Genomic DNA, 18,057 nt, shown 5'->3' with positions numbered 1-18,057 from the left:
AGCTTGAAGTAGAAGTCCGGCACCCAGAACGAGTGGATGACGTCGGCCGACTGCAGGTTGAAGCGCACGGGCTCCCCGAGCGGCAGGACCAGCGTCGGGATGTCCTCGAGCGTGCCGACGGTGTGGGCGTCGGCGCCGATGGCGGGATTGTCGGCCTCGCGGTAGTTGAACGTCCACGACCACTTCTGGCCGATCACGTCGACGACATGCACGTCCTCGTCGGCCTCCTTGGCGAGGACGGCGTTCTGGCTCTGCACGGTGAAGAAGAACAGGACGCCGATGATGAGGAACGGCACCAGGGTGTAGAGGATCTCCAGCGGCAGGTTGTAACGCACTTGGCGGGGCGTCTCGTCCTCAGCGCGGCGGCGATAGCGGAACACGACCCACCCGATCAGGCCCCAGACGAACACGCCGATGACCATGGAGGCGATCCAGGCGCTGTTCCACAGGTTGCCGATGAACGGCGCACGGTCGCTGGCAGCCTCGGGCATCCCCCACCGGCCCCACTGCGCCAAGGTGTCGGACGTGCAGCCCGTGAGGATGGCCGCCGAAGCCACAGCCACCACTGCCGCTGCGACCCGCCGTACCGCCCGAGAAGTTGTCGTTCGACCCACGTCTCACCCTTCCTGAGTTCCGGCCGGCCGGCTCTGCGCAGCAGCGCACGACCGAGCTGTCAGTGCTCCTGCGGCAGCCTAACCCAAAGACCCGCCCCGCCGCCTCATCCGAGGTGGCGGGACGGGCCGGTTTCGGTCGTGTTGTGTCCGTTTCGTGATGTCAGCGCCACTTGGCCGGCACGACGGCCAAGCGGGCGGCGTCCGAACAGGATCAGTGGAAGCTGTCTCCGCAGGCGCAGGAACCCTGCGCGTTGGGGTTGTCGATGGTGAAACCCTGCTGCGAGATCGTGTCGACGAAGTCGATGGTGGCCCCCGAAAGGTAGGGGGCGCTCATGCGGTCGGTGACCACCTTCACGCCATACCATTCCTTCTCGACGTCACCCTCGAGCTGTCGGTCGTCGAGGGCGAGCTGGTAGCGCAGGCCGGAGCAGCCGCCGGGGGCGACGCTGATGCGCAGGACGAGGTTCTCGTCGCCCTCGCTCGCGACGAGGTCGGAGACCTTCTTGGCGGCCCCCTCGGTGAGGACGATGCCGTCTGCGGCGGTCTCGGGCGTCAGGTCAACGCTCATGGTGTGCTTCCTCCGGATGGGTCGGACAACGGGTGCTACCCGGCGCAACGCGCCGGCCCGGCGTTTTGTTCCATGGTAGCCGGGCGGCTCACCACGTCCAGCTGGCGGCCATTCCGGACGCCCTCCGCGTCAGTTCGGTGCCGGTCAGGTCGGGCTCGCCCCCGAGCGCGTGGGCGGACTCGATGCCGAACGTGCGCAGTTCGCGCGCCGACACGTGCACCTCACGGCCGGCGGCCACGCAGGGGCGCAGGACGCGACCGGCGAGAGCCGCCATCTCCTCCACGACGGGGCCGCCGCGGCGGGCGAAGTCGATGACGTCGCTGCCGGTGACGATCACGTCGGCCTGGGCGGCGCTGCGCGCGAGTCCGGCCGCCCGGGCGCAGAGCGCGGGGCCGGTGGTGATCTCTGCGCCGAGCGCGACGAGAGCGAGCGGCATGCCGCCGGCCGCGCCGAGACCGGGGGCGTCCGCCTGGCCGAGGACGGCCGCGAGACGCCCGAGGGCGGCGTCCGTGGCGAGCATGACCGCAGGATCGGTACCGGCGGCGTGCCCGCGTCGCGCCGTCAGCCCGCGCAAGCCCAGCAGCAGGTCGCCCTGCTGGGCCGCGGGCACGACGACGACCAGCTCGGTGTCGCCGACGAGCGCGCGGGCGGGCGCCAGGTCGATCCGGGTGAGAGCGGCGAAACCGAGGGGGCCTTCGTCGAGGGGCACGTCTGCGCGCGCCCCGAGATCGTGCAGGAGGGCCGCGCCCCCGTCCTGGGCCTCGACGTCCGTCAGATCGACCATCACCCGTCGCGGGTGGGTCGCCAGGACTGCGGCGAGGGGGTTGGTCCCGGCGGGCTCGAGCTGGGCACGCTCGCCGGAAGCCGGCCGGACGAGCGGAGCGTCGTCGCCGAGGTGGGCGAGGGCGTCCGCGAGCGCCTGCCCGGACGCCGCCATCGGCACCACCGCCACCTGGACCTCCGGGGAGGCGGCGCGGAAGGCCCGACCGAGCGCGGCCCCCGCGTCGTACGACGCGAGGGCCCCGATGGTGTCCGTGCAGACCAGGACGCGCACTCAGTCGCTCTCCGGTTCCTTCACCGGGTGCTCCGCGGGAATGAGACCGCTGAAGCTGTCGTTCTCCCCCATCCACTCGAGGATCTGGGCGGGGGTCGCCTCCGCGTCCGGCAGGATCACATCGGAGTCGACCAGGAGGTCGTCGTCGAGCAGGCTCCCCTGCTCGCGCACCGACGTGAGCAGGGCTTCGAGAGCCGCGGCCAAGGCGTCGGCGTCGCCGGCCCGGGCAGCGGACTCGACCACGTCGTCGAGCTCGTTGAGGAGGTCGAGGTTGGCGTCTTCGAGGAGGAACTGGCCTTCGCCGAGGATGCGGACGATCATGGCTCAGCCCTGCGTGCCCGGTTCGGCGGCCTTGGGTGTCTCGGCGACCTCGGTCGCCTCGGCGTCCACCGGCGCACCGGCCGGCAGCTGCGGCGTGGCGGCTGCGGCGCCGCCGGTGGTGATCGCGCCCATGGCCGCCTTCATCGCCGCCAGCTCGTTCTCCACCGCCGAGTCGGACGCCAACGCGTCGAGCTCGCGGGTGATGTCGTCCTTGTAGGTGTTCGTCGGATCGTCGAGGGCACCGGAGGCGAGCAGTTCGTCGATGGCGCCCGCCCGAGCCTGCATCTGCGCTGTCTTGTCCTCGGCGCGCTGGATGGCGAGACCGACGTCGCCCATCTCTTCGCTGATGCCCGTGAACGCCTCGTTGATGCGCGTCTGGGCCTCGGCAGCCGAGTAGGTCGCCTTGATGGTCTCCTTGCGAGTGCGGAAGGCGTCGACCTTGGCCTGCAGCCGCGTGCTGGCGCGGACGAGCTTCTCCTCCTCGCCCTGCAGTTGCGCGTGCTGGGTCATGAGGTCGTCGAGCTGGCCCTGGAGCCCGGACTTGCGGGTGAGTGCCTCGCGGGCGAGATCCTCGCGGTTGGACTCGAGGGCCCGCTGCGCCGACAGCGACAGCTTCTTCATCTCGGCGTCCAGCTGGTTGGCCTGCAGTTCGACGCGCTTGCGACTCGTGGCCACGTCGGCGACGCCACGACGCACCTTCTGCAGCAGTTCGAGTTGGCGCTGGTAGGAGTAGTCGAGGGTCTCGCGCGGATCCTCCAACTTGTCGAGGGCCTTGTCGGCCTTGGCGTTGAAGATCAGCTTGAGGCGTTCGAAGAGACCGGCCATGTCGTGCGTGCGTCCTTCCGTGGGCAGGTGACGACCCCAGCGTAGCGGTGCCCTTGCCCCGTGGGCAGCGAGGGTCCGGTCCGCGCACCCCGAGCGAACCCTGATTAGACTGGCCGGGATCCAGAAGTCCACTCGCCGAAACGCACGAGGAAGTCACCGTGGCCCGTACGCCGTCGTCCCAGCCCGCCGATCAGCCTGAACCCCAGGCCCAGGCCACCGGCCCACAGAAGAAGTCCGCCCCCACGCCGAGCCGGCGCGAGGCGGAGGCGGCCCGCCGGGAGCGGCTCAACCCGACCCTGTCACCCAAGGAGGCGAAGAAGCGGCAGCGCCAGGCCGAGATCAACCAGCGCACCAAGGCGATGGCGGCGTCCGATGCGCAGCCCGACCGCAAGCTGCTCCGCGACGTGATCGACAGCCGCTTCAACCTCGCCGAGATCGCGATGCCGATCTTCCTCGTGTTGCTCGTCGGCACCATGATTCCCGGCTTCGCGAGCGTCGTGAACATCTTCCTCGCGGTCACCTGGGCCTACTTCGCCGCGATCATCGTCGACATCGCGTTCATGTGGCGCCGCTTCAAGAAGCTCGCGCGCGAGCGCCTCGGCCTCACGAACTATCGCGGGCTCCTCTTCTACGGCATCAACCGCGCGATCACGATCCGCCGCTGGCGTCAGCCGCCGGTGCAGGTGAAGCGCGGCGAGGCCATCTGATGGCGTTCCGCTGGGTCGCCGGCGCGGACACCTCCGAGGACGCCGCCACCGGCCTCGCACAGGAGTTCCCCACGCGCACCGACGCCGAGGACTGGCTGACCGGCTCCTACGTCGATCTCGTGGACGCGGGTGTCACCGAGGTGACGCTGCTCGAGGACGACCACGTCGTCTACGGCCCGATGTCGCTCCTGGCCTGACGTCCCACCCCTGCGGCACTCCGCCGGCGTTCTGCGAGGTACAGCGCCGTGGCGAACCCGGCGACAAGGACGCCCACGATCCCGACCACCGGCCGGGCCTGCTGGGCCGCGTCCAGGCGTTCCTCATAGGTCTGCGTCCGCGTGCCGGCGGCGTTGGCGCACGTGTCCCCCGGCCCCATCACCACGTCGCGGCAGGTGATCGTGGGATGGGCGCCCCAGGTGAGGGCCCAGACGACGGCCAGGATTCCGGCCAGCACGAGGGCCGCGTGCGCAGATCGACGCACCCTACGAGCGCACCTGCGGCTGCACGAGCGGCGCCTTCTCGACACCGAACGCCTCGGTGCGGTTGCGCACGACAACCCCGACCTCGCTGCCCGGCTTGAACCGGGGATCGAGCAGGGCGAGGCCGATACCGACACCGAGCGTCGGCGAGAAGGTGCCGGAGGTCACCGTGCCGACGACTGCACCGGCGGCGTCCACCACATCCATGCCCGGGCGCGGGATCGCGCGGCCGGACGCCTTGATCGCACGCAGCCGCCGCGCCGGACCGGCAGCTCGCTCGGCGCGCAGGGCATCCGCCCCCCAGAAGGCCGGCTTGTCCCAGCCGATCGCCCAGGTGAGCCCCGCCATGACAGGGGTGATGTCACGCGAGAGTTCGTGGCCGTGGAGCGCGTACCCCATCTCGGTGCGCAGCGTGTCGCGTGCCCCGAGACCGCACGGCACGATGCCGAGGGGCTCGCCGGCGGTAAGGACGGAATCCCAGACGACGCCGGCCTCGTCGCTGCGGCACACCAGCTCGTAGCCGCGCTCGCCGGTGTAGCCGGTGCGGCAGATGGTCAGGGCCGCGCCGGCGATCTCGCCCGGCCGGAACTGCATGTAGTCGAAGTCGGCGTCGGCGCCGAGCGCCTCGATGAGCTCGTCGGAAGACGGCCCCTGGACGGCGATGACGGCGAAGGCGGTGTGCTGGTTCTCCACCGTGATGCCCTCGGGTGCCGCCTCGGCGAGCAGCCGGACCACCTCGGCGTTGTTGGCGGCGTTCGGGATGAGGAACACGTCGTCGTCGGCCCGCAGATAGGCGATCAGGTCGTCGACGACCCCACCCTCTGCGGAGCAGCACAGCGTGTACTGCGCCTGGCCGGGGCCGATGCGGTCGAGGTCGTTGGCGAGACAGGCGTTGAGGAAGTCCTTGGCGCCCGGCCCACTCACCCGCGTCTTGCCGAGGTGGCTCACGTCGAAGACGCCGACGCCGGAGCGCACGGCCTTGTGTTCGGCGACGATCGAGTTGTACTGCAGCGGCATGCTCCACCCGCCGAACTCGGCGAACTTCGCGCCCAGGGCGACGTGACTCCCGTGCAGCGGTGACACCAACAGGTCAGGCATGCGCCCAACCTACAGGGGGCGACACCGTGGGAGTCGCACTAGGGTGGGAGCGAACCAGTCTGAGAGGAACTGCCATCGTGCCCGTCTCGCCCCTGCCCGAAGTCACCTCCGCCGCGTCGGTGCCCTCCGCCACCGACGTCGTCGTCATCGGCCTCGCCGAGGCCATCGGATCGCCCGTGCTCGTCGGGGCGGGCGAGGACCTCGAGAAGGCTTGGGCGAAGAAGGGCGGCACAGGGCTGTTGGACGCCGCCCGTGCGCTCGGCGCCCTGCCGAAGCCGGGGACAGCCATCGTGCTTCCCGGCGCCCCACTCGTCGTGGTCGTCGGCCTGGGCGGTGTCGACGTCACCCCCGAGCAGGCCCGCCGCTCTGCCGGGGCCGGCGTCCGGGCGGCTGCGAAACTGGCCGGCGACAAGGGCGTGAAGGTGTCCGTGAGCCTCGAAGCCGTCGAGCCGGAGGTGGTGCGTGGCGTCACCGAGGGCGCCTTGCTGGGCGCTTACTCCTACGCCCCGACGACGCGCAAGGAGGCGAAGCCGGGCGTGACGTCGCTCACGATCGTGACGGACGCCGCCGGTGCCGCCGCTCACGTGGCGGCCGGTGTCATCGTGGCGAAGGCCGTGTGCACGGCCCGCGACTGGGTGAACACGCCCCCGAACGCCCTCTACCCCGAGACCTTCGCCGACGAAGCACGGGCCCTCGTGCGCGGGACGAAACTCGACCTCGAGGTGCTCGACGAGAAGGCCCTCGCGAAGGGCGGGTACGGGGGCATCCTCGCCGTGGGCGGCGGCTCTTCGCGTCCGCCCCGTCTCGTGCGGGTCACCTGGGCTCCACGCGGCGCGAAGGCGCACCTTGGGCTGGTCGGCAAGGGCATCACGTTCGACTCGGGTGGCCTCGACATCAAGACGGCCGAGGGCATGATCACGATGAAGTGCGACATGGCCGGCGCGGCCGCCGTTCTCGCAGCTGTGGCCGCAATCGCCGACCTGAACCTCAAGGTCAAGGTGACCGCGTACGCGGCCCTGGCCGAGAACATGCCCAGCGGGTCGGCATACCGTCCCTCCGACGTCCTGACCATGTACGGCGGGCTGACCGTCGAGAACGCCAACACCGACGCCGAAGGGCGCCTCGTCATGGCAGACGCCCTCGCCCGCGCCGGCGAGGACGACCCCGACCTCCTCGTCGACGTGGCGACCCTCACCGGGGCGTGCATGGTGGCGCTGGGCGAGCGCACCGCCGGACTGATGGCGTCCGACGACGAAACCGCCGACCGGCTGCTCGACGCGGCCGAGGCGTCCGGCGAGCCGTTCTGGCACCTGCCGATCCCCGAGGAGATCTCGGAGAACCTGACCTCCGACGTCGCCGACCTCGCCAGTTCGGGCAAGAACCGCTACGGCGGCGCCCTGACGGCGGCGGCGTTCCTGCGGGAGTTCGTGGGCGACGAGCGCAGTTGGGCGCACCTCGACATCGCGGGCCCCGCGTGGAACGGGAAGGGCGCCTACGACTACACGCCCAAAGCGGGCACCGGCTTCGCGGTGCGCACGCTTGTGGCGCTGGCGCGCGACCTGGCTGGGTGAGCCGGCGATACCGACGGCCCGTGTCCCGCGGCGCGTGAGAAATGTCCGGACGGGGGGCTAGGCTGACCACCGTTCGGCCGTCATCGATGAAGGAGTCCTGGAGCATGTCGACTGAAGTCCCTCTCCCCGCACTCGGCGAGTCCGTCACCGAGGGCACCATCTCCCGCTGGTTGAAGGAGGTCGGTGATACCGTCGAGGCCGACGAACCCCTCGTCGAGGTCTCCACCGACAAGGTCGACACCGAGATCCCCTCCCCTGTGGCCGGCACCCTGCTGGAGATCCGCGTGGCGGAGGACGAGACCGCCGAGGTGGGCGCCGTGCTCGCCGTGATCGGTGAGCCCGACGAGGCTCCCGCGAGCGCCGATGGCGGGTCCGAACCGCCCCTGGCTCAGGAGGGCACGCCCTCCACCGAGGCGGAGACGGAAGCCGAGGCCCCCAAGCCCGCGCCGGCCGCCGGTTCGGGATCCGACAGCTCGGGTGGTGCGGCGTCGGGCACCGAGGTGACGCTGCCCGCGCTGGGTGAGTCGGTGACCGAGGGCACCATCTCCCGCTGGTTGAAGGAGGTCGGTGACACCGTGGAGGCCGACGAACCCCTCGTCGAGGTCTCCACCGACAAGGTCGACACCGAGATCCCCTCCCCCGCCGCCGGCACCCTGCTCGAGATCAAGGTCAACGAGGACGAGACCGCCGAGGTCGGCGCCGTCCTCGCCATCATCGGCGACGCCAGCGCCGCCCCCGCCGCCGAACAGCCCCCGGCCGAGCAGGCCCCGGCCGAGCAGGCCACGGCCGAGCAGGCCACGCAAGAGAAGCCGCAGCCGGCGCCCGATGCCGCCGAGGCGGCCGAGGAGGAGGCGGCCGCAGCGGAAGCGCCCAATGCGTCCACCGGCGAGGCAGCTCCTGCTGAGACGAAGGCCGCGCCCGCCCCGCCCAAGGACGAGGCCCCGCGCCCGGGTGCGGCTGCGCCCCGTCGGGCCGCGGCGTCCGACGTGGGGTACGTGACGCCGCTGGTCCGCAAGCTCGCCGCGCAGCACGAGGTCGACCTGGGCAGCCTCAAGGGCACCGGCGTCGGCGGCCGCATCCGCAAGCAGGACGTGCTGGAGGCCGCTGAGGCAGCCAAGAAGGCAGCTGCGGAGGCGGCCAAGACGTCCTCCGAAGCACCCAAGGCACAAGCCGCGCCGGCGGCGTCCGCCAAGACGGAGGCGCCGAAGACCGAGGCGCCGAAGGCCGCGACCCCCCCGGCAGCGGCGGCGCCCGACAGCAAGCGCGGCACGACCGAGAAGATCAGCCGCATGCGGTCGGTGATCGCGTCGCGCATGATGGAGTCCCTGCAGAACTCGGCGCAGCTGACGGCCACCGTCGAGGTCGATCTGACGGCGATCAGCAAGCTGCGCGCGCAGCACAAGGACGCCTTCAAGGCACGCGAGGGCGCGTCGCTGTCGTACCTGCCCTTCATCGTGAAGGCCGCGACCGAGGGCCTCAAGCAGTTCGCCAAGCTCAACGCGCAAATGGACACCGAGGCGAAGACGATCACGTACTTCGACGCGGAACACATCGGCATCGCCGTCGACACCGAACGTGGCCTCATGGTGCCGGTCATCAAGGACGCCGGCGACCTCAGCCTCGCCGGGCTCGCCAAGAAGATCGGCGACGTGGCGGCGCGGACGCGGTCGGGCAAGATCGGCCCGGACGAACTCGCCGGCGGCACCTTCACGATCACGAACTACGGCTCGGCCGGCACGCTGTTCGACACGCCTATCATCAACCAGCCGCAGGTCGGCATCCTCGGCACGGGGGCCCTCGTGAAGCGTCCCATGGTGGTCAAGGACGCCAAGTTGGGCGAGGTGATCGCGATCCGCGACATGATGTACCTGTCGCTGAGCTACGACCACCGCCTGGTCGACGGTGCGGACGCCGCTCGCTTCCTGAGCTTCGTGAAAGCGCGGCTCGAGGAGGGCGACTTCGGCGCCGAACTCGGCGCCTGATGCCCGTCGGCGGCGCGCTGGAGTTCAGATACCTCGGCCTGGCCGACGAACCCCCTACGCGGGGCGAGTACCGGGCCACGTGGGACGTTCAGCGCGCCGTGCACGCCCGCGTTGCCGCAGGCGAGATCGGCCCGCAGGTGCTGTTCGTCGAGCACGATCCGGTCTACACGGCCGGACGCCGCACGCTGCCCGAAGAGCGGCCCTTCGACGGGACGCCCGTGGTCGACGTCGACCGCGGCGGCAAGATCACCTACCACGGCCCCGGCCAACTCGTCGGCTATCCGATCGTCACGCTGACCCGGACGATCGGGCCGCTGGAGTATGTGCGTCGCCTCGAGCAGGCGGTCATCGACCTGCTCGCCGGCCTAGGCGTCTCGGCGGGCCGCGTCGACGGCCGCACCGGCGTCTGGCTGCCGGCGTCGCCTGGACGCCCGGAACGCAAGATCTGCGCGATCGGCATCCGCGTGGCCAAGATGACGACGTTGCACGGGTTCGCCTTCAACGTCCGCGGCGAGTCGACCGGGCCGTTCGGCAACATCATCCCTTGTGGGATCAGCGATGCCGGCGTCACCTCGCTCGAGCACGAGGTGGGAGCGCCGCCTCCCTCGCTCCTGGCCATCGGCCGGGCCCTCGAACCGTTGCTCAACGACCATCTGTCGTTCGCGTCCGCGACGCCCCGCAACTGACCAAGCTTCGTTAGGCTGGGCTCTGTCCAACGAATGATAGGGACGAGCGAAGGAGAGGACCGGCTCATGACGATCCGGATCGGCGTGCTCACCTCCGGCGGCGACGCCCAGGGCATGAACGCGGCCGTGCGCGCGGTGGTGCGCACGGGCATCCAACTCGGCGCCGAGGTGTTCGGCATCCACGAGGGCTGGCAGGGGGCCGTCGACGGCGGTAACCAGATCCGCCGCCTCGACTGGGACTCGGTGGGCACCGTGCTCGCCAAGGGCGGCACCGTCATCGGCACCGCTCGGTGCGCCGCCTTCCGCGAGCGGGAGGGGCGCAAGACCGCCGCCAGGAACCTGATCGCCAACGGCATCGATCGCCTCGTCGTCATCGGCGGCGACGGCTCGTTGACCGGCACCGACCTGTTGCGCGCGGAATGGTCCGACTTCGTCACCGAGTTGGCGGCCGAAGGCGCCATCACGCCGGAGCAGGCCCAACGCCACGAGAAGCTCGTCATCGCCGGGCTCGTCGGCTCGATCGACAACGACATGGTGGGCACCGACATGACCATCGGCACCGATTCCGCCCTGCACCGCATCGTCGAGGCCATCGACGCCATCAGCAGCACGGCCGCGAGCCACCAGCGCTCGTTCGTCGTCGAGGTCATGGGGCGCCACTGCGGCTACCTGGCCGTCATGAGCGCGATCGCGGGTGCGGCCGACTACGTCCTCATCCCCGAGTTGCCGCCCGAGGACGACTGGCACCAACACATGGCCGAAGTCCTGCACCGCAGCCGGTCCGCCGGGCGCCGCACGTCGATCGTCGTCGTCGCCGAGGGCACCAAGGACCGTCAGGGCAACCCGATCACGGCCGAGGACGTCCGGCGCGTGCTCGCCGACGAGATGGGTGAGGACGCCCGCGTCACGATCCTCGGCCACGTCCAACGGGGCGGCACCCCCAGCGCCTACGACCGCTGGATGCCCTCCCTGCTCGGCCACGCCGCCGTCGAGGAGGTGCTCCGTGGCGATCGCGAGCCGCAACTGGTCGGCATCCGCGGCAACCGCCCGCACTTCGAGCCGCTCATGGACGCCGTCGCCGCCACCCGGCGGGTGGCGGACCTCATCGCCGAGGGTCGCTACGACGAGGCGATGGCCGCGCGCGGCCGGTCGTTCGTCCAGATGACCAAGGCGTTCCAGAAGCTCTCCGAGGCGCAGCCCAACCACCAGGCCACCGAGGAGAGCAAGCTCGTCGGCGTCCTGCACTGCGGCGGACTCGCCCCCGGCATGAACGCGGCGGCGGCGTCCGTCGTGCGGCTGGGCATCGACGCGGGGCACGTGATGATGGGCGTCCGCGGGGGCTTCCCCGGTCTGATCGACGGCGCCATGGCCCCGCTGAGCTGGGGTGATGTGGAGGATTGGACGCCCTCCGGCGGCGCCAACCTCGGCACCCGGCGCACGATCCCGACCGAGGAGGACCTGTACGCCCTGTCGCGGACGCTGGAGACCTACGGCCTCGACGCGCTCATCGTCATCGGCGGCTTCAACGCGTATCGGGCCGTGCGGCTCATCCACGCCGAGCGGAAGCGCTACCCGGCGCTGCAGATCCCGATCGTCGTCGTGCCCGCGTCCATCGACAACAATCTCCCCGGGCTCCAGATGGCCGTCGGATCCGACACAGCGCTCAACATCGCCGTCGACGCCGTGGACCGCATCAAGCAGTCGGCAACGGCGTCCAAGCGTGCGTTCGTGGTGGAGACGATGGGTCGCCGCTGCGGCTTCCTCGCCACGACGACGGGCGTCGCCGTGGGCGCGGAGCGCGTGTACCTGCACGAAGACGGCATCACGGTCGGCGACCTTAAGGCCGACATCGACGAGATGAAGGCCGGGTTCGACGCCGGCCGCACGTTCTACCTCGCGATCCGCAACGAGGAGGCGTCGCCGTTCTACACGACCGACCTCATCACGCGCATGTTCGAGGCGGAGGGCAACGGCGAGTTCAGCGTCCGCGGCATCGTCCTCGGGCACGTGCAACAGGGCGGCGCGCCGTCGCCGTTCGACCGGATCAACGCCGTCCGGCTGGCTTCCGACGTGATGCGCTGGGTGACGGACGAGCTGGCCTCCGGCGGCACCGCGCACGTCTACGCCACGCCCGACGGCATGCGGCCCATCCGCGATCTGGAGGAGAGCGTGGACTGGGAGGTCCGGCGTCCGGTGCACCAGTGGTGGCTCGAGTTGAAGCCGGTGCTGGCCGACCTCGGCAGGGAGCCCAAGCCGGACGCCGTTGCCGGCGGGTAATCTGTCCCGGTGACCGACACCCAGCCGCGCCGCCTGCTCCGCATCGAGGCCCGGAACGCCGAGACCCCCATCGAGCGCAAGCCCGCCTGGATCAAGACGCGGGCCGTCATGGGGCCGGAGTACCGCGACATGCAGCAGCGGGTGAAAGGTTCCGGCCTGCACACGGTGTGCCAGGAGGCGGGCTGCCCCAACATCTTCGAATGCTGGGAGGACCGCGAGGCGACCTTCCTCATCGGCGGCGACCAGTGCACCCGTCGCTGCGACTTCTGCCAGATCGCAACCGGACGCCCCACCGGTTACGACCGCGACGAGCCGCGGCGTGTCGCCGAGTCGGTGCGGGAGATGGGGCTCAGGTACGCCACGGTGACCGGCGTGGCCCGCGACGACCTGCCCGATGGGGCGTCCTGGCTGTACGCCGAGACGTGCCGGCAGATCAAGGAACTGAACCCCGGCTGTGGCGTCGAGTTGCTCGTCGACGACTTCAAGGGCGAGCGCGGGCCACTCGAGACGGTGTTCGCGTCAGCCCCGGAGGTGTTCGCGCACAACCTCGAGACCGTACCGCGCATCTTCCGCCGCATCCGGCCGGCCTTCGACTACGACCGGTCGCTGCGCGTGCTCACGCTGGCGCGCGAGTTCGGGCTCGTGACGAAGTCGAACCTCATCCTCGGCATGGGCGAGACGCGCGCGGAGATCAGTCAGGCGCTGCGCGACATCCACGACGCGGGCACCGAGCTCATCACGATCACCCAGTACCTGCGCCCTTCGGCGCGGCACCACCCGATCGACCGCTGGGTTGCCCCCGAGGAGTTCGCCGAGCTGGAGGCAGAGGCCAACGAAATCGGGTTCTCGGGCGTCCTCTCCGGCCCGCTCGTGCGGTCCTCGTACCGCGCCGGCCGGCTCTACCGGCAGGCCATTCAAGCGCGCGGCTGAGCGGCACGCGGAGCCTCTGGCCAGGGCGCAGGGGCGGCGTCGTGGCCGCTAGGATGGGGCACCGAGCACGAGCGGGAGTGGTGGAACATGGCTAGCGAAGCGGCGAAGGACCTCGCCCGAAAGCAGAAGGCGCAGCGTCGCGCCGAGAAGGAGCGCAAGCGCACCAGCACCGATCCCAACGACTGGGGGCGTTGGCGTCAGTTCACCGAGGCCTACAAGCGGACCGACGAGGTCGACCCGACGACCAAGTGGTGGATGCTGGGCGCCGCGCTCGGCGTGGCCGCGATCATCTTGGTGATCGGATTCCTGCTCAACATGGCCTGGTGGGCGTTCGTGCCGCTCGCAATCATGAGTGCGCTGCTGGCGTCGCTGATGGTCCTCACCCGCAAGGCCCGCACGGCTATGTACACGCGCTACAACGGGCAGCCCGGCTCGGCCGAGGTGGCCCTGTCGATGCTCAACAAGCGCAAGTACACCTACGACCTCGGCATCGCCGCCACCCGCGAACTCGACATCGTGCACCGCGTGCTGGGTCCGTGCGGCATCCTGCTCATCGGCGAAGGCGCCCCGGGGCGCACGCGCAAACTACTCGCCGAACAGGCCCGGCGGCACAATCAGGTCTCCTACGGCACCACCGTCAACTCCATCGTGCTCGGCGACGCCGCCAACCAGGTGAAGCTCGCCGACCTGCAGAAATACATCCAGAAGATGCCGAAGGTGATGGAGCCCTACCAGGTCACCGAAGTGCAGCAGCGCCTCAAGGCGCTCAACGCCCGCAACCAGCTGCCGCTCCCCAAGGGTCCGCTGCCCACGCCGAAGGGCATCAACCGGGCGCTGCGGGGCCGCTGACACCTTGGCCAACCTCGTCAACGCCGAGCGCATCAGCAAGGCGTACGGCACGCGCACCCTCCTCGACGAGGTCTCGCTCGGCCTCGCCGCCGGCGAAGTCGTCGGCGTCGTCGGCCGCAACGGGGACGGCAAGTCGACCCTCCTCGGCATCCTCGTCGGCACGATCGAGCCGGACGCCGGACAGGTCGTCCGCACGGCGTCCCTCTCCATCGGCCATCTCACGCAGGCGGAGGAGTTCGCACCGGGGGCGTCCGTGCGCGACGTCATCGTCGGTGGCCAGCCGGATCACGTGTGGGCGGCCGATGCGCTGTCCCGCACCGTCGTGGAGCACCTGCTCGCCGGCATCGGCCTGGACACGGACACCGCCACGTTGTCGGGTGGCGAGCGGCGCCGGGTGGCGCTCGTGGCCCTCATGCTCGGCCACCACGACCTGATCGTCCTGGACGAGCCCACCAACCACCTCGACGTGGAGGCGGTCGCTTGGCTGGCTGCTCACCTCGCCGAACTGCGCGATCGCGGCGTCGCCATGGCGATCGTCAGCCACGATCGCTGGTTCCTCGACGCGGTGTGCACGCGCGTCTGGGAGGTGCACGACGCCGTCGTGGACGCCTACGACGGCGGGTACGCCGCATGGGTGCTCGCGCGTATCGAGCGGCAGCGTCGGGCCGCCGCGACCGAGGCGCGGCGGCAGAACCTGGCGCGCAAAGAGTTGGCCTGGCTCCGCCGCGGAGCGCCGGCACGCACCTCGAAACCTAAGTTCCGGATCGACGCCGCCAACGCCCTGATCGCCGACGTGCCGGCGCCACGCGACACGCTTCAGCTGCAGCAGTTCGCCGTGACTCGGCTCGGCAAGGACGTCTTCGACCTCCACGGCGTCGGCGTCACGGTGCCGGACGCCACCGGCGAACGGACGCTGTTCGGCCCTCTCGACTGGTCCATCGGTCCGGGCGACCGCATCGGCCTGGTCGGCGTGAACGGCTCGGGCAAGTCGGCGCTGCTGCGCGTGCTCGCGCACGAGCAGCCACCCACGACGGGCCGCGTGAAGCAGGGTCGGACGCTGCGGCTCGGCCATCTGACGCAGGGGCTGGACGCCGCCGGCCCCGGCGCGCTGGACCCTCGCGACCGCGTGCTCGATTCGGTGCAACAGCTGATCCGCGAGACGCGGCTGGCGACCGGGCGCGACATCACCGCCACGCAATTGCTGGCCGACTTCGGCTTCACCGGCGACCGGCTCACGACGCGCGTGGGCGACCTCTCCGGCGGCGAGCGGCGACGCCTGGCCTTCTTGCGGATCCTGCTGGCCGAACCCAATGTGCTGCTGCTCGACGAACCCACCAACGACCTCGACATCGACACCCTCACCGTGGTCGAAGACCACCTGGACTCGTGGCCGGGGACGCTGGTGGTGGTGAGCCATGACCGCTACTTCCTGGAGCGTGTCTGCGACGTCACCTATGCCCTGCTCGACGACGGCCGGTGCGTCCTGTTGCCCGGCGGCGTCGAGGAGTACCTGGAGCGACGGCGACTGCGCACCCAGCCGGCGCCGGCGGCGTCCGCTCACGCTCCGAACGAGGCGTCGCTCGCAGCCCGCACCCGGCAGGCGCGCAAGGATCTGGCCCGCATCGAGAGCCAACTCGGCAAGGCCGCGGGCGACATCGAACGCATCCATGCGGCGATGGCCAACGCCGCGTCGGACCACGCGCGCATGGTCGCGCTGCAGGCCGAACTCCACGCCGCGCAGGCGCGCCACGACGAACTCGAGGAGGCCTGGCTGGAGCTGGCCGAGTCCTTGGAGTGAGCGTGTTTCCCACAGGCTCGACCAGCCGCAGGCATGCGCTCTCCACCGGCTCGACCAGGCACGAGACGGGTCAGGAGACGATGTGCTCCCGCTCGATGATGGCGTCGCGGAGCTCGCGGCGCTTCTTCTGCTCCTCCGGGTTGGGCACGGGGACGGCCGCCAGCAGGCGCTGCGTGTACGGATGCTGCGGGCGGGTGACGATGTCCTCGGAGTCGCCCACCTCGACCAGACGCCCGTTGCGCATCACCGCGATGCGGCTGGAAACCTCCTCGACGACCGCGAGGTCGTGACTGATGAAGAGGCAGGCGAAGCCGTACTGCTCCTGGAGATCCTTGAAGAGCCTCAGCACAGTCGCCTGCACGGACACGTCCAGGGCCGAGGTGGGCTCATCGGCGATGAGCAGCTTGGGCGTCAGGGCGAGCGCGCGGGCGATGCCGATGCGCTGCCGCTGGCCGCCCGACAGTTCGTGCGGGAAACGGTTGCGCATGCTGCGGGGCAGCTGGACCGACTCGAGCAGGTCCTCCACCCGCTTGCCCAGTTCGGCGCCCTTGAGCCCCTCGTGGAGGAACAGCGGCTCGCCGATCGATTCCCCCACGGGCAGACGCGGGTTGAGCGAGCTGCCCGGATCCTGGAACACGATGCCCACGCTCTTCCGGAAGGGCAGCAGATCGCGGTTCTTCGCATGGGTGATGTCCCGGCCGGCAACGCTGATGCGCCCTTCCCGGACAGGCAGCAGGGCCACGGCAGCCCGGCCCACGGTGGTCTTGCCCGAGCCGGACTCCCCCACCAGACCGACGACCTCACCGGGATCGATCCGCAAGTTGATGTGCTCGGCGGCGCGGAACTCGGGGCGGCGTCCCTGCTTCGGATAGACGACGGCGACGTCCTCGAGCAGCAGGGCCGGAGTGATCGCAGCGTCACCCGGCGTCAGCGGCACGGGCGTGTCCTCGGTCATGACGAGGGTGTTGGACGGCTTGCCGATCTCCAGGTCACCCGAGTGCTTGCCGAGGTGCGGCACGGCGCCCAGCAACTGCCGGGTGTACGGGTGCTCGGGACGGTAGAAGATCTGCTCCGACGTGCCGTGCTCGACGACCTTGCCGTCCTTCATCACGATGATCCGGTCGGCCATGTCCGCCACCACGCCCATGTCGTGGGTGATGAGGATGATGCCGGCGTCCACCCGGTGGCGCAGGTCGCGCATGAGCTTCAGGATCTCGGCCTGGACCGTCACGTCGAGGGCGGTGGTCGGCTCGTCGGCGACGAGCAGGCCCGGGTCGCAGGCCAGCGCCTGAGCGATCATGATGCGCTGCCGCTGGCCACCGGAGAGCTGGTGCGGGTACTTGTCGAAGCTGTCCACCGGATCGGGGATCTCGACGAGCGTCATCAACTCGATGGCGCGCGCCTTCGCCGCCTTCGGCGACATGATGAAGTGCGTGCGCAGCGTCTCGACGATCTGGAAGCCGACCGTGTAGACGGGGTTGAGCGCCGTCATGGGCTCCTGGAAGATCACGGAGATCTCGTTGCCGCGCACCTCGCGCATCCGGGACGCCGACATGCCGATCAACTCCGTGCCCTTGAGCTTCGCCGAGCCGGTCGCGCGCCCGTTCTTCGGCAGCAACCCCATGAGCGTCATCGAGGACTGCGTCTTGCCGGAGCCCGACTCGCCCACGATGGCCAGCACCTCGCCGGCCCTGAGCGTGTAGCTCACGTTCTCGGCGGCGGTGAACCAGTCGTCGTTCACCCAGAAGTTGACCGTCAGGTCCTTGACCTCGAGGATCATCTCCCCATTGACGAACTTCTTGTCGCTGACGCCCCGGGACAGGCGCTCTGCGGTCAGGCCCTTCAGCTTGCCGCTCTCGTCGGTGACGGTCACTGCGCAGCCTCCTTCTCGGTCCGGGCGGCAGCCTTGTCGAGTTGCCGCTGGGAGGGGATGCGCTTGGTGCGCGGATCGAAGGCGTCGCGCAGGCCGTCGCCGATGAAGTTGACGCTGAGCGCGATCAGGATGATGAACAGACCCGGCCACCAGAACAGCCACGGACGGGTGGCGAACGCCGTCTGGTTGTCGGAGATGAGGAAGCCGAGAGACACGTTCGGCATGGAGATGCCGAAGCCGAGGAAGCTCAATGCGGCCTCCAGCGTGACCGCGGCCGACATCGTGAGCGTGGTGTTCACGATGATGACGCTGATCGCGTTCGGCAGGATGTGCTTGGTGATGATGCGCCAGTCGGACGCCCCGGCGACACGCGCCGAATCGACGAACTCGCGCTCGCGCAGACTCATGAACTCCGAGCGGACCAG

18 protein-coding genes are annotated in these 18,057 nt (G+C 70.3%); 9 read left to right on the top strand and 9 right to left on the bottom strand.

What is annotated here, in order from left to right; genetic code table 11:
- From Q1K57_RS05050 to Q1K57_RS05030, 5 genes are all read right to left on the bottom strand, one after another.
- Nucleotides 1-458: cytochrome c oxidase subunit II (locus Q1K57_RS05050; protein WP_300079678.1), on the bottom strand; the 458-nt coding region annotated here is incomplete at its 3' end.
- Between the two features lie 367 nt (nt 459-825).
- Complete coding sequence (locus tag Q1K57_RS05045) at nt 826-1,182, bottom strand: iron-sulfur cluster assembly accessory protein (RefSeq protein ID WP_300079676.1); 357 nt, start codon at nt 1,180-1,182, stop codon at nt 826-828.
- 88 nt (nt 1,183-1,270) lie between these two features.
- Nucleotides 1,271-2,236, bottom strand: coding sequence for a glycerate kinase (locus tag Q1K57_RS05040; protein ID WP_300079674.1), 966 nt, complete (start codon nt 2,234-2,236; stop codon nt 1,271-1,273).
- Nucleotides 2,237-2,557, bottom strand: coding sequence for a hypothetical protein (locus tag Q1K57_RS05035; RefSeq protein WP_300079672.1), 321 nt, complete (start codon nt 2,555-2,557; stop codon nt 2,237-2,239).
- A 3-nt stretch (nt 2,558-2,560) separates the two neighbouring features.
- Nucleotides 2,561-3,382: a PspA/IM30 family protein gene (locus Q1K57_RS05030; protein ID WP_300079670.1), complete on the bottom strand. Its 822-nt coding sequence runs from the start codon at nt 3,380-3,382 to the stop codon at nt 2,561-2,563.
- Between the two features lie 158 nt (nt 3,383-3,540).
- Between Q1K57_RS05030 and Q1K57_RS05025 the strand changes: the two genes are divergently transcribed.
- Together Q1K57_RS05025 and Q1K57_RS05020 are read left to right on the top strand one after the other, a co-directional pair.
- Nucleotides 3,541-4,089 carry a DUF3043 domain-containing protein gene (locus tag Q1K57_RS05025; protein ID WP_300079668.1) on the top strand — a complete coding sequence of 183 codons (549 nt, stop codon included), beginning with the start codon at nt 3,541-3,543 and terminating at the stop codon, nt 4,087-4,089.
- Nucleotides 4,089-4,286 (top strand): hypothetical protein, encoded by a 198-nt coding sequence (locus tag Q1K57_RS05020; RefSeq protein WP_300079665.1) that lies wholly within the window; start codon nt 4,089-4,091, stop codon nt 4,284-4,286. The genes Q1K57_RS05025 and Q1K57_RS05020 overlap by 1 nt, the downstream gene beginning before the upstream one ends.
- Here Q1K57_RS05020 and Q1K57_RS05015 read toward each other — a convergent pair.
- Nucleotides 4,259-4,570, bottom strand: a complete 312-nt coding sequence (locus tag Q1K57_RS05015) for a hypothetical protein (protein ID WP_300079663.1) — start codon at nt 4,568-4,570, stop codon at nt 4,259-4,261. The two genes, Q1K57_RS05020 and Q1K57_RS05015, sit on opposite strands and share 28 nt — an antisense overlap.
- A gap of 1 nt (nt 4,571) precedes the next feature.
- Nucleotides 4,572-5,666 carry a glycine cleavage system aminomethyltransferase GcvT gene (gene gcvT / locus Q1K57_RS05010; RefSeq protein WP_300079661.1) on the bottom strand — a complete coding sequence of 365 codons (1,095 nt, stop codon included), beginning with the start codon at nt 5,664-5,666 and terminating at the stop codon, nt 4,572-4,574.
- Nucleotides 5,667-5,743: 77 nt separating this feature from the next.
- On the opposite strand from gcvT, the gene Q1K57_RS05005 reads away from it, so the two are divergent.
- The 7 genes from Q1K57_RS05005 (at nt 5,744) to Q1K57_RS04975 (ending at nt 15,759) form a co-directional block, all read left to right on the top strand.
- A complete protein-coding gene (locus Q1K57_RS05005) occupies nt 5,744-7,237 on the top strand; it encodes a leucyl aminopeptidase (RefSeq protein WP_300079659.1) in 1,494 nt (497 codons plus the stop codon).
- A gap of 104 nt (nt 7,238-7,341) precedes the next feature.
- Nucleotides 7,342-9,219 carry a 2-oxoglutarate dehydrogenase, E2 component, dihydrolipoamide succinyltransferase gene (sucB, locus tag Q1K57_RS05000; protein ID WP_300079657.1) on the top strand — a complete coding sequence of 626 codons (1,878 nt, stop codon included), beginning with the start codon at nt 7,342-7,344 and terminating at the stop codon, nt 9,217-9,219.
- Nucleotides 9,219-9,905 carry a lipoyl(octanoyl) transferase LipB gene (lipB, locus tag Q1K57_RS04995; protein ID WP_300079655.1) on the top strand — a complete coding sequence of 229 codons (687 nt, stop codon included), beginning with the start codon at nt 9,219-9,221 and terminating at the stop codon, nt 9,903-9,905. Before sucB ends, lipB begins: the two co-directional genes overlap by 1 nt.
- A 66-nt stretch (nt 9,906-9,971) precedes the next feature.
- Complete coding sequence (locus Q1K57_RS04990; RefSeq protein ID WP_300079653.1) at nt 9,972-12,182, top strand: 6-phosphofructokinase; 2,211 nt, start codon at nt 9,972-9,974, stop codon at nt 12,180-12,182.
- A 9-nt stretch (nt 12,183-12,191) separates the two neighbouring features.
- The gene (gene lipA, locus Q1K57_RS04985; RefSeq protein ID WP_300079651.1) at nt 12,192-13,112 is read left to right on the top strand and encodes a lipoyl synthase; all 921 of its coding nucleotides are present in this window, start codon (nt 12,192-12,194) and stop codon (nt 13,110-13,112) included.
- 87 nt (nt 13,113-13,199) lie between these two features.
- Nucleotides 13,200-13,961, top strand: a complete 762-nt coding sequence (locus Q1K57_RS04980; RefSeq protein WP_300079649.1) for a DUF4191 domain-containing protein — start codon at nt 13,200-13,202, stop codon at nt 13,959-13,961.
- A 4-nt stretch (nt 13,962-13,965) separates the two neighbouring features.
- On the top strand, nt 13,966-15,759 hold the full coding sequence (locus tag Q1K57_RS04975; protein WP_300079646.1) for an ABC-F family ATP-binding cassette domain-containing protein: 1,794 nt from the start codon (nt 13,966-13,968) through the stop codon (nt 15,757-15,759).
- A gap of 70 nt (nt 15,760-15,829) precedes the next feature.
- Here the strand turns inward: Q1K57_RS04975 and Q1K57_RS04970 are convergent, their stop codons facing one another.
- Together Q1K57_RS04970 and Q1K57_RS04965 are read right to left on the bottom strand one after the other, a co-directional pair.
- A complete protein-coding gene (locus Q1K57_RS04970) occupies nt 15,830-17,632 on the bottom strand; it encodes an ABC transporter ATP-binding protein (protein WP_300079644.1) in 1,803 nt (600 codons plus the stop codon).
- On the bottom strand, nt 17,629-18,057 hold a 429-nt coding region (locus Q1K57_RS04965; RefSeq protein ID WP_300079642.1), incomplete at its 5' end, for an ABC transporter permease. The genes Q1K57_RS04965 and Q1K57_RS04970, both read right to left, overlap by 4 nt.

This window comes from Propioniciclava sp. (assembly GCF_029977985.1).
In the GTDB taxonomy this organism is placed as follows: Bacteria; Actinomycetota; Actinomycetes; order Propionibacteriales; family Propionibacteriaceae; genus Propioniciclava.
This window is presented reverse-complemented; position numbering and strand designations above follow the sequence as displayed.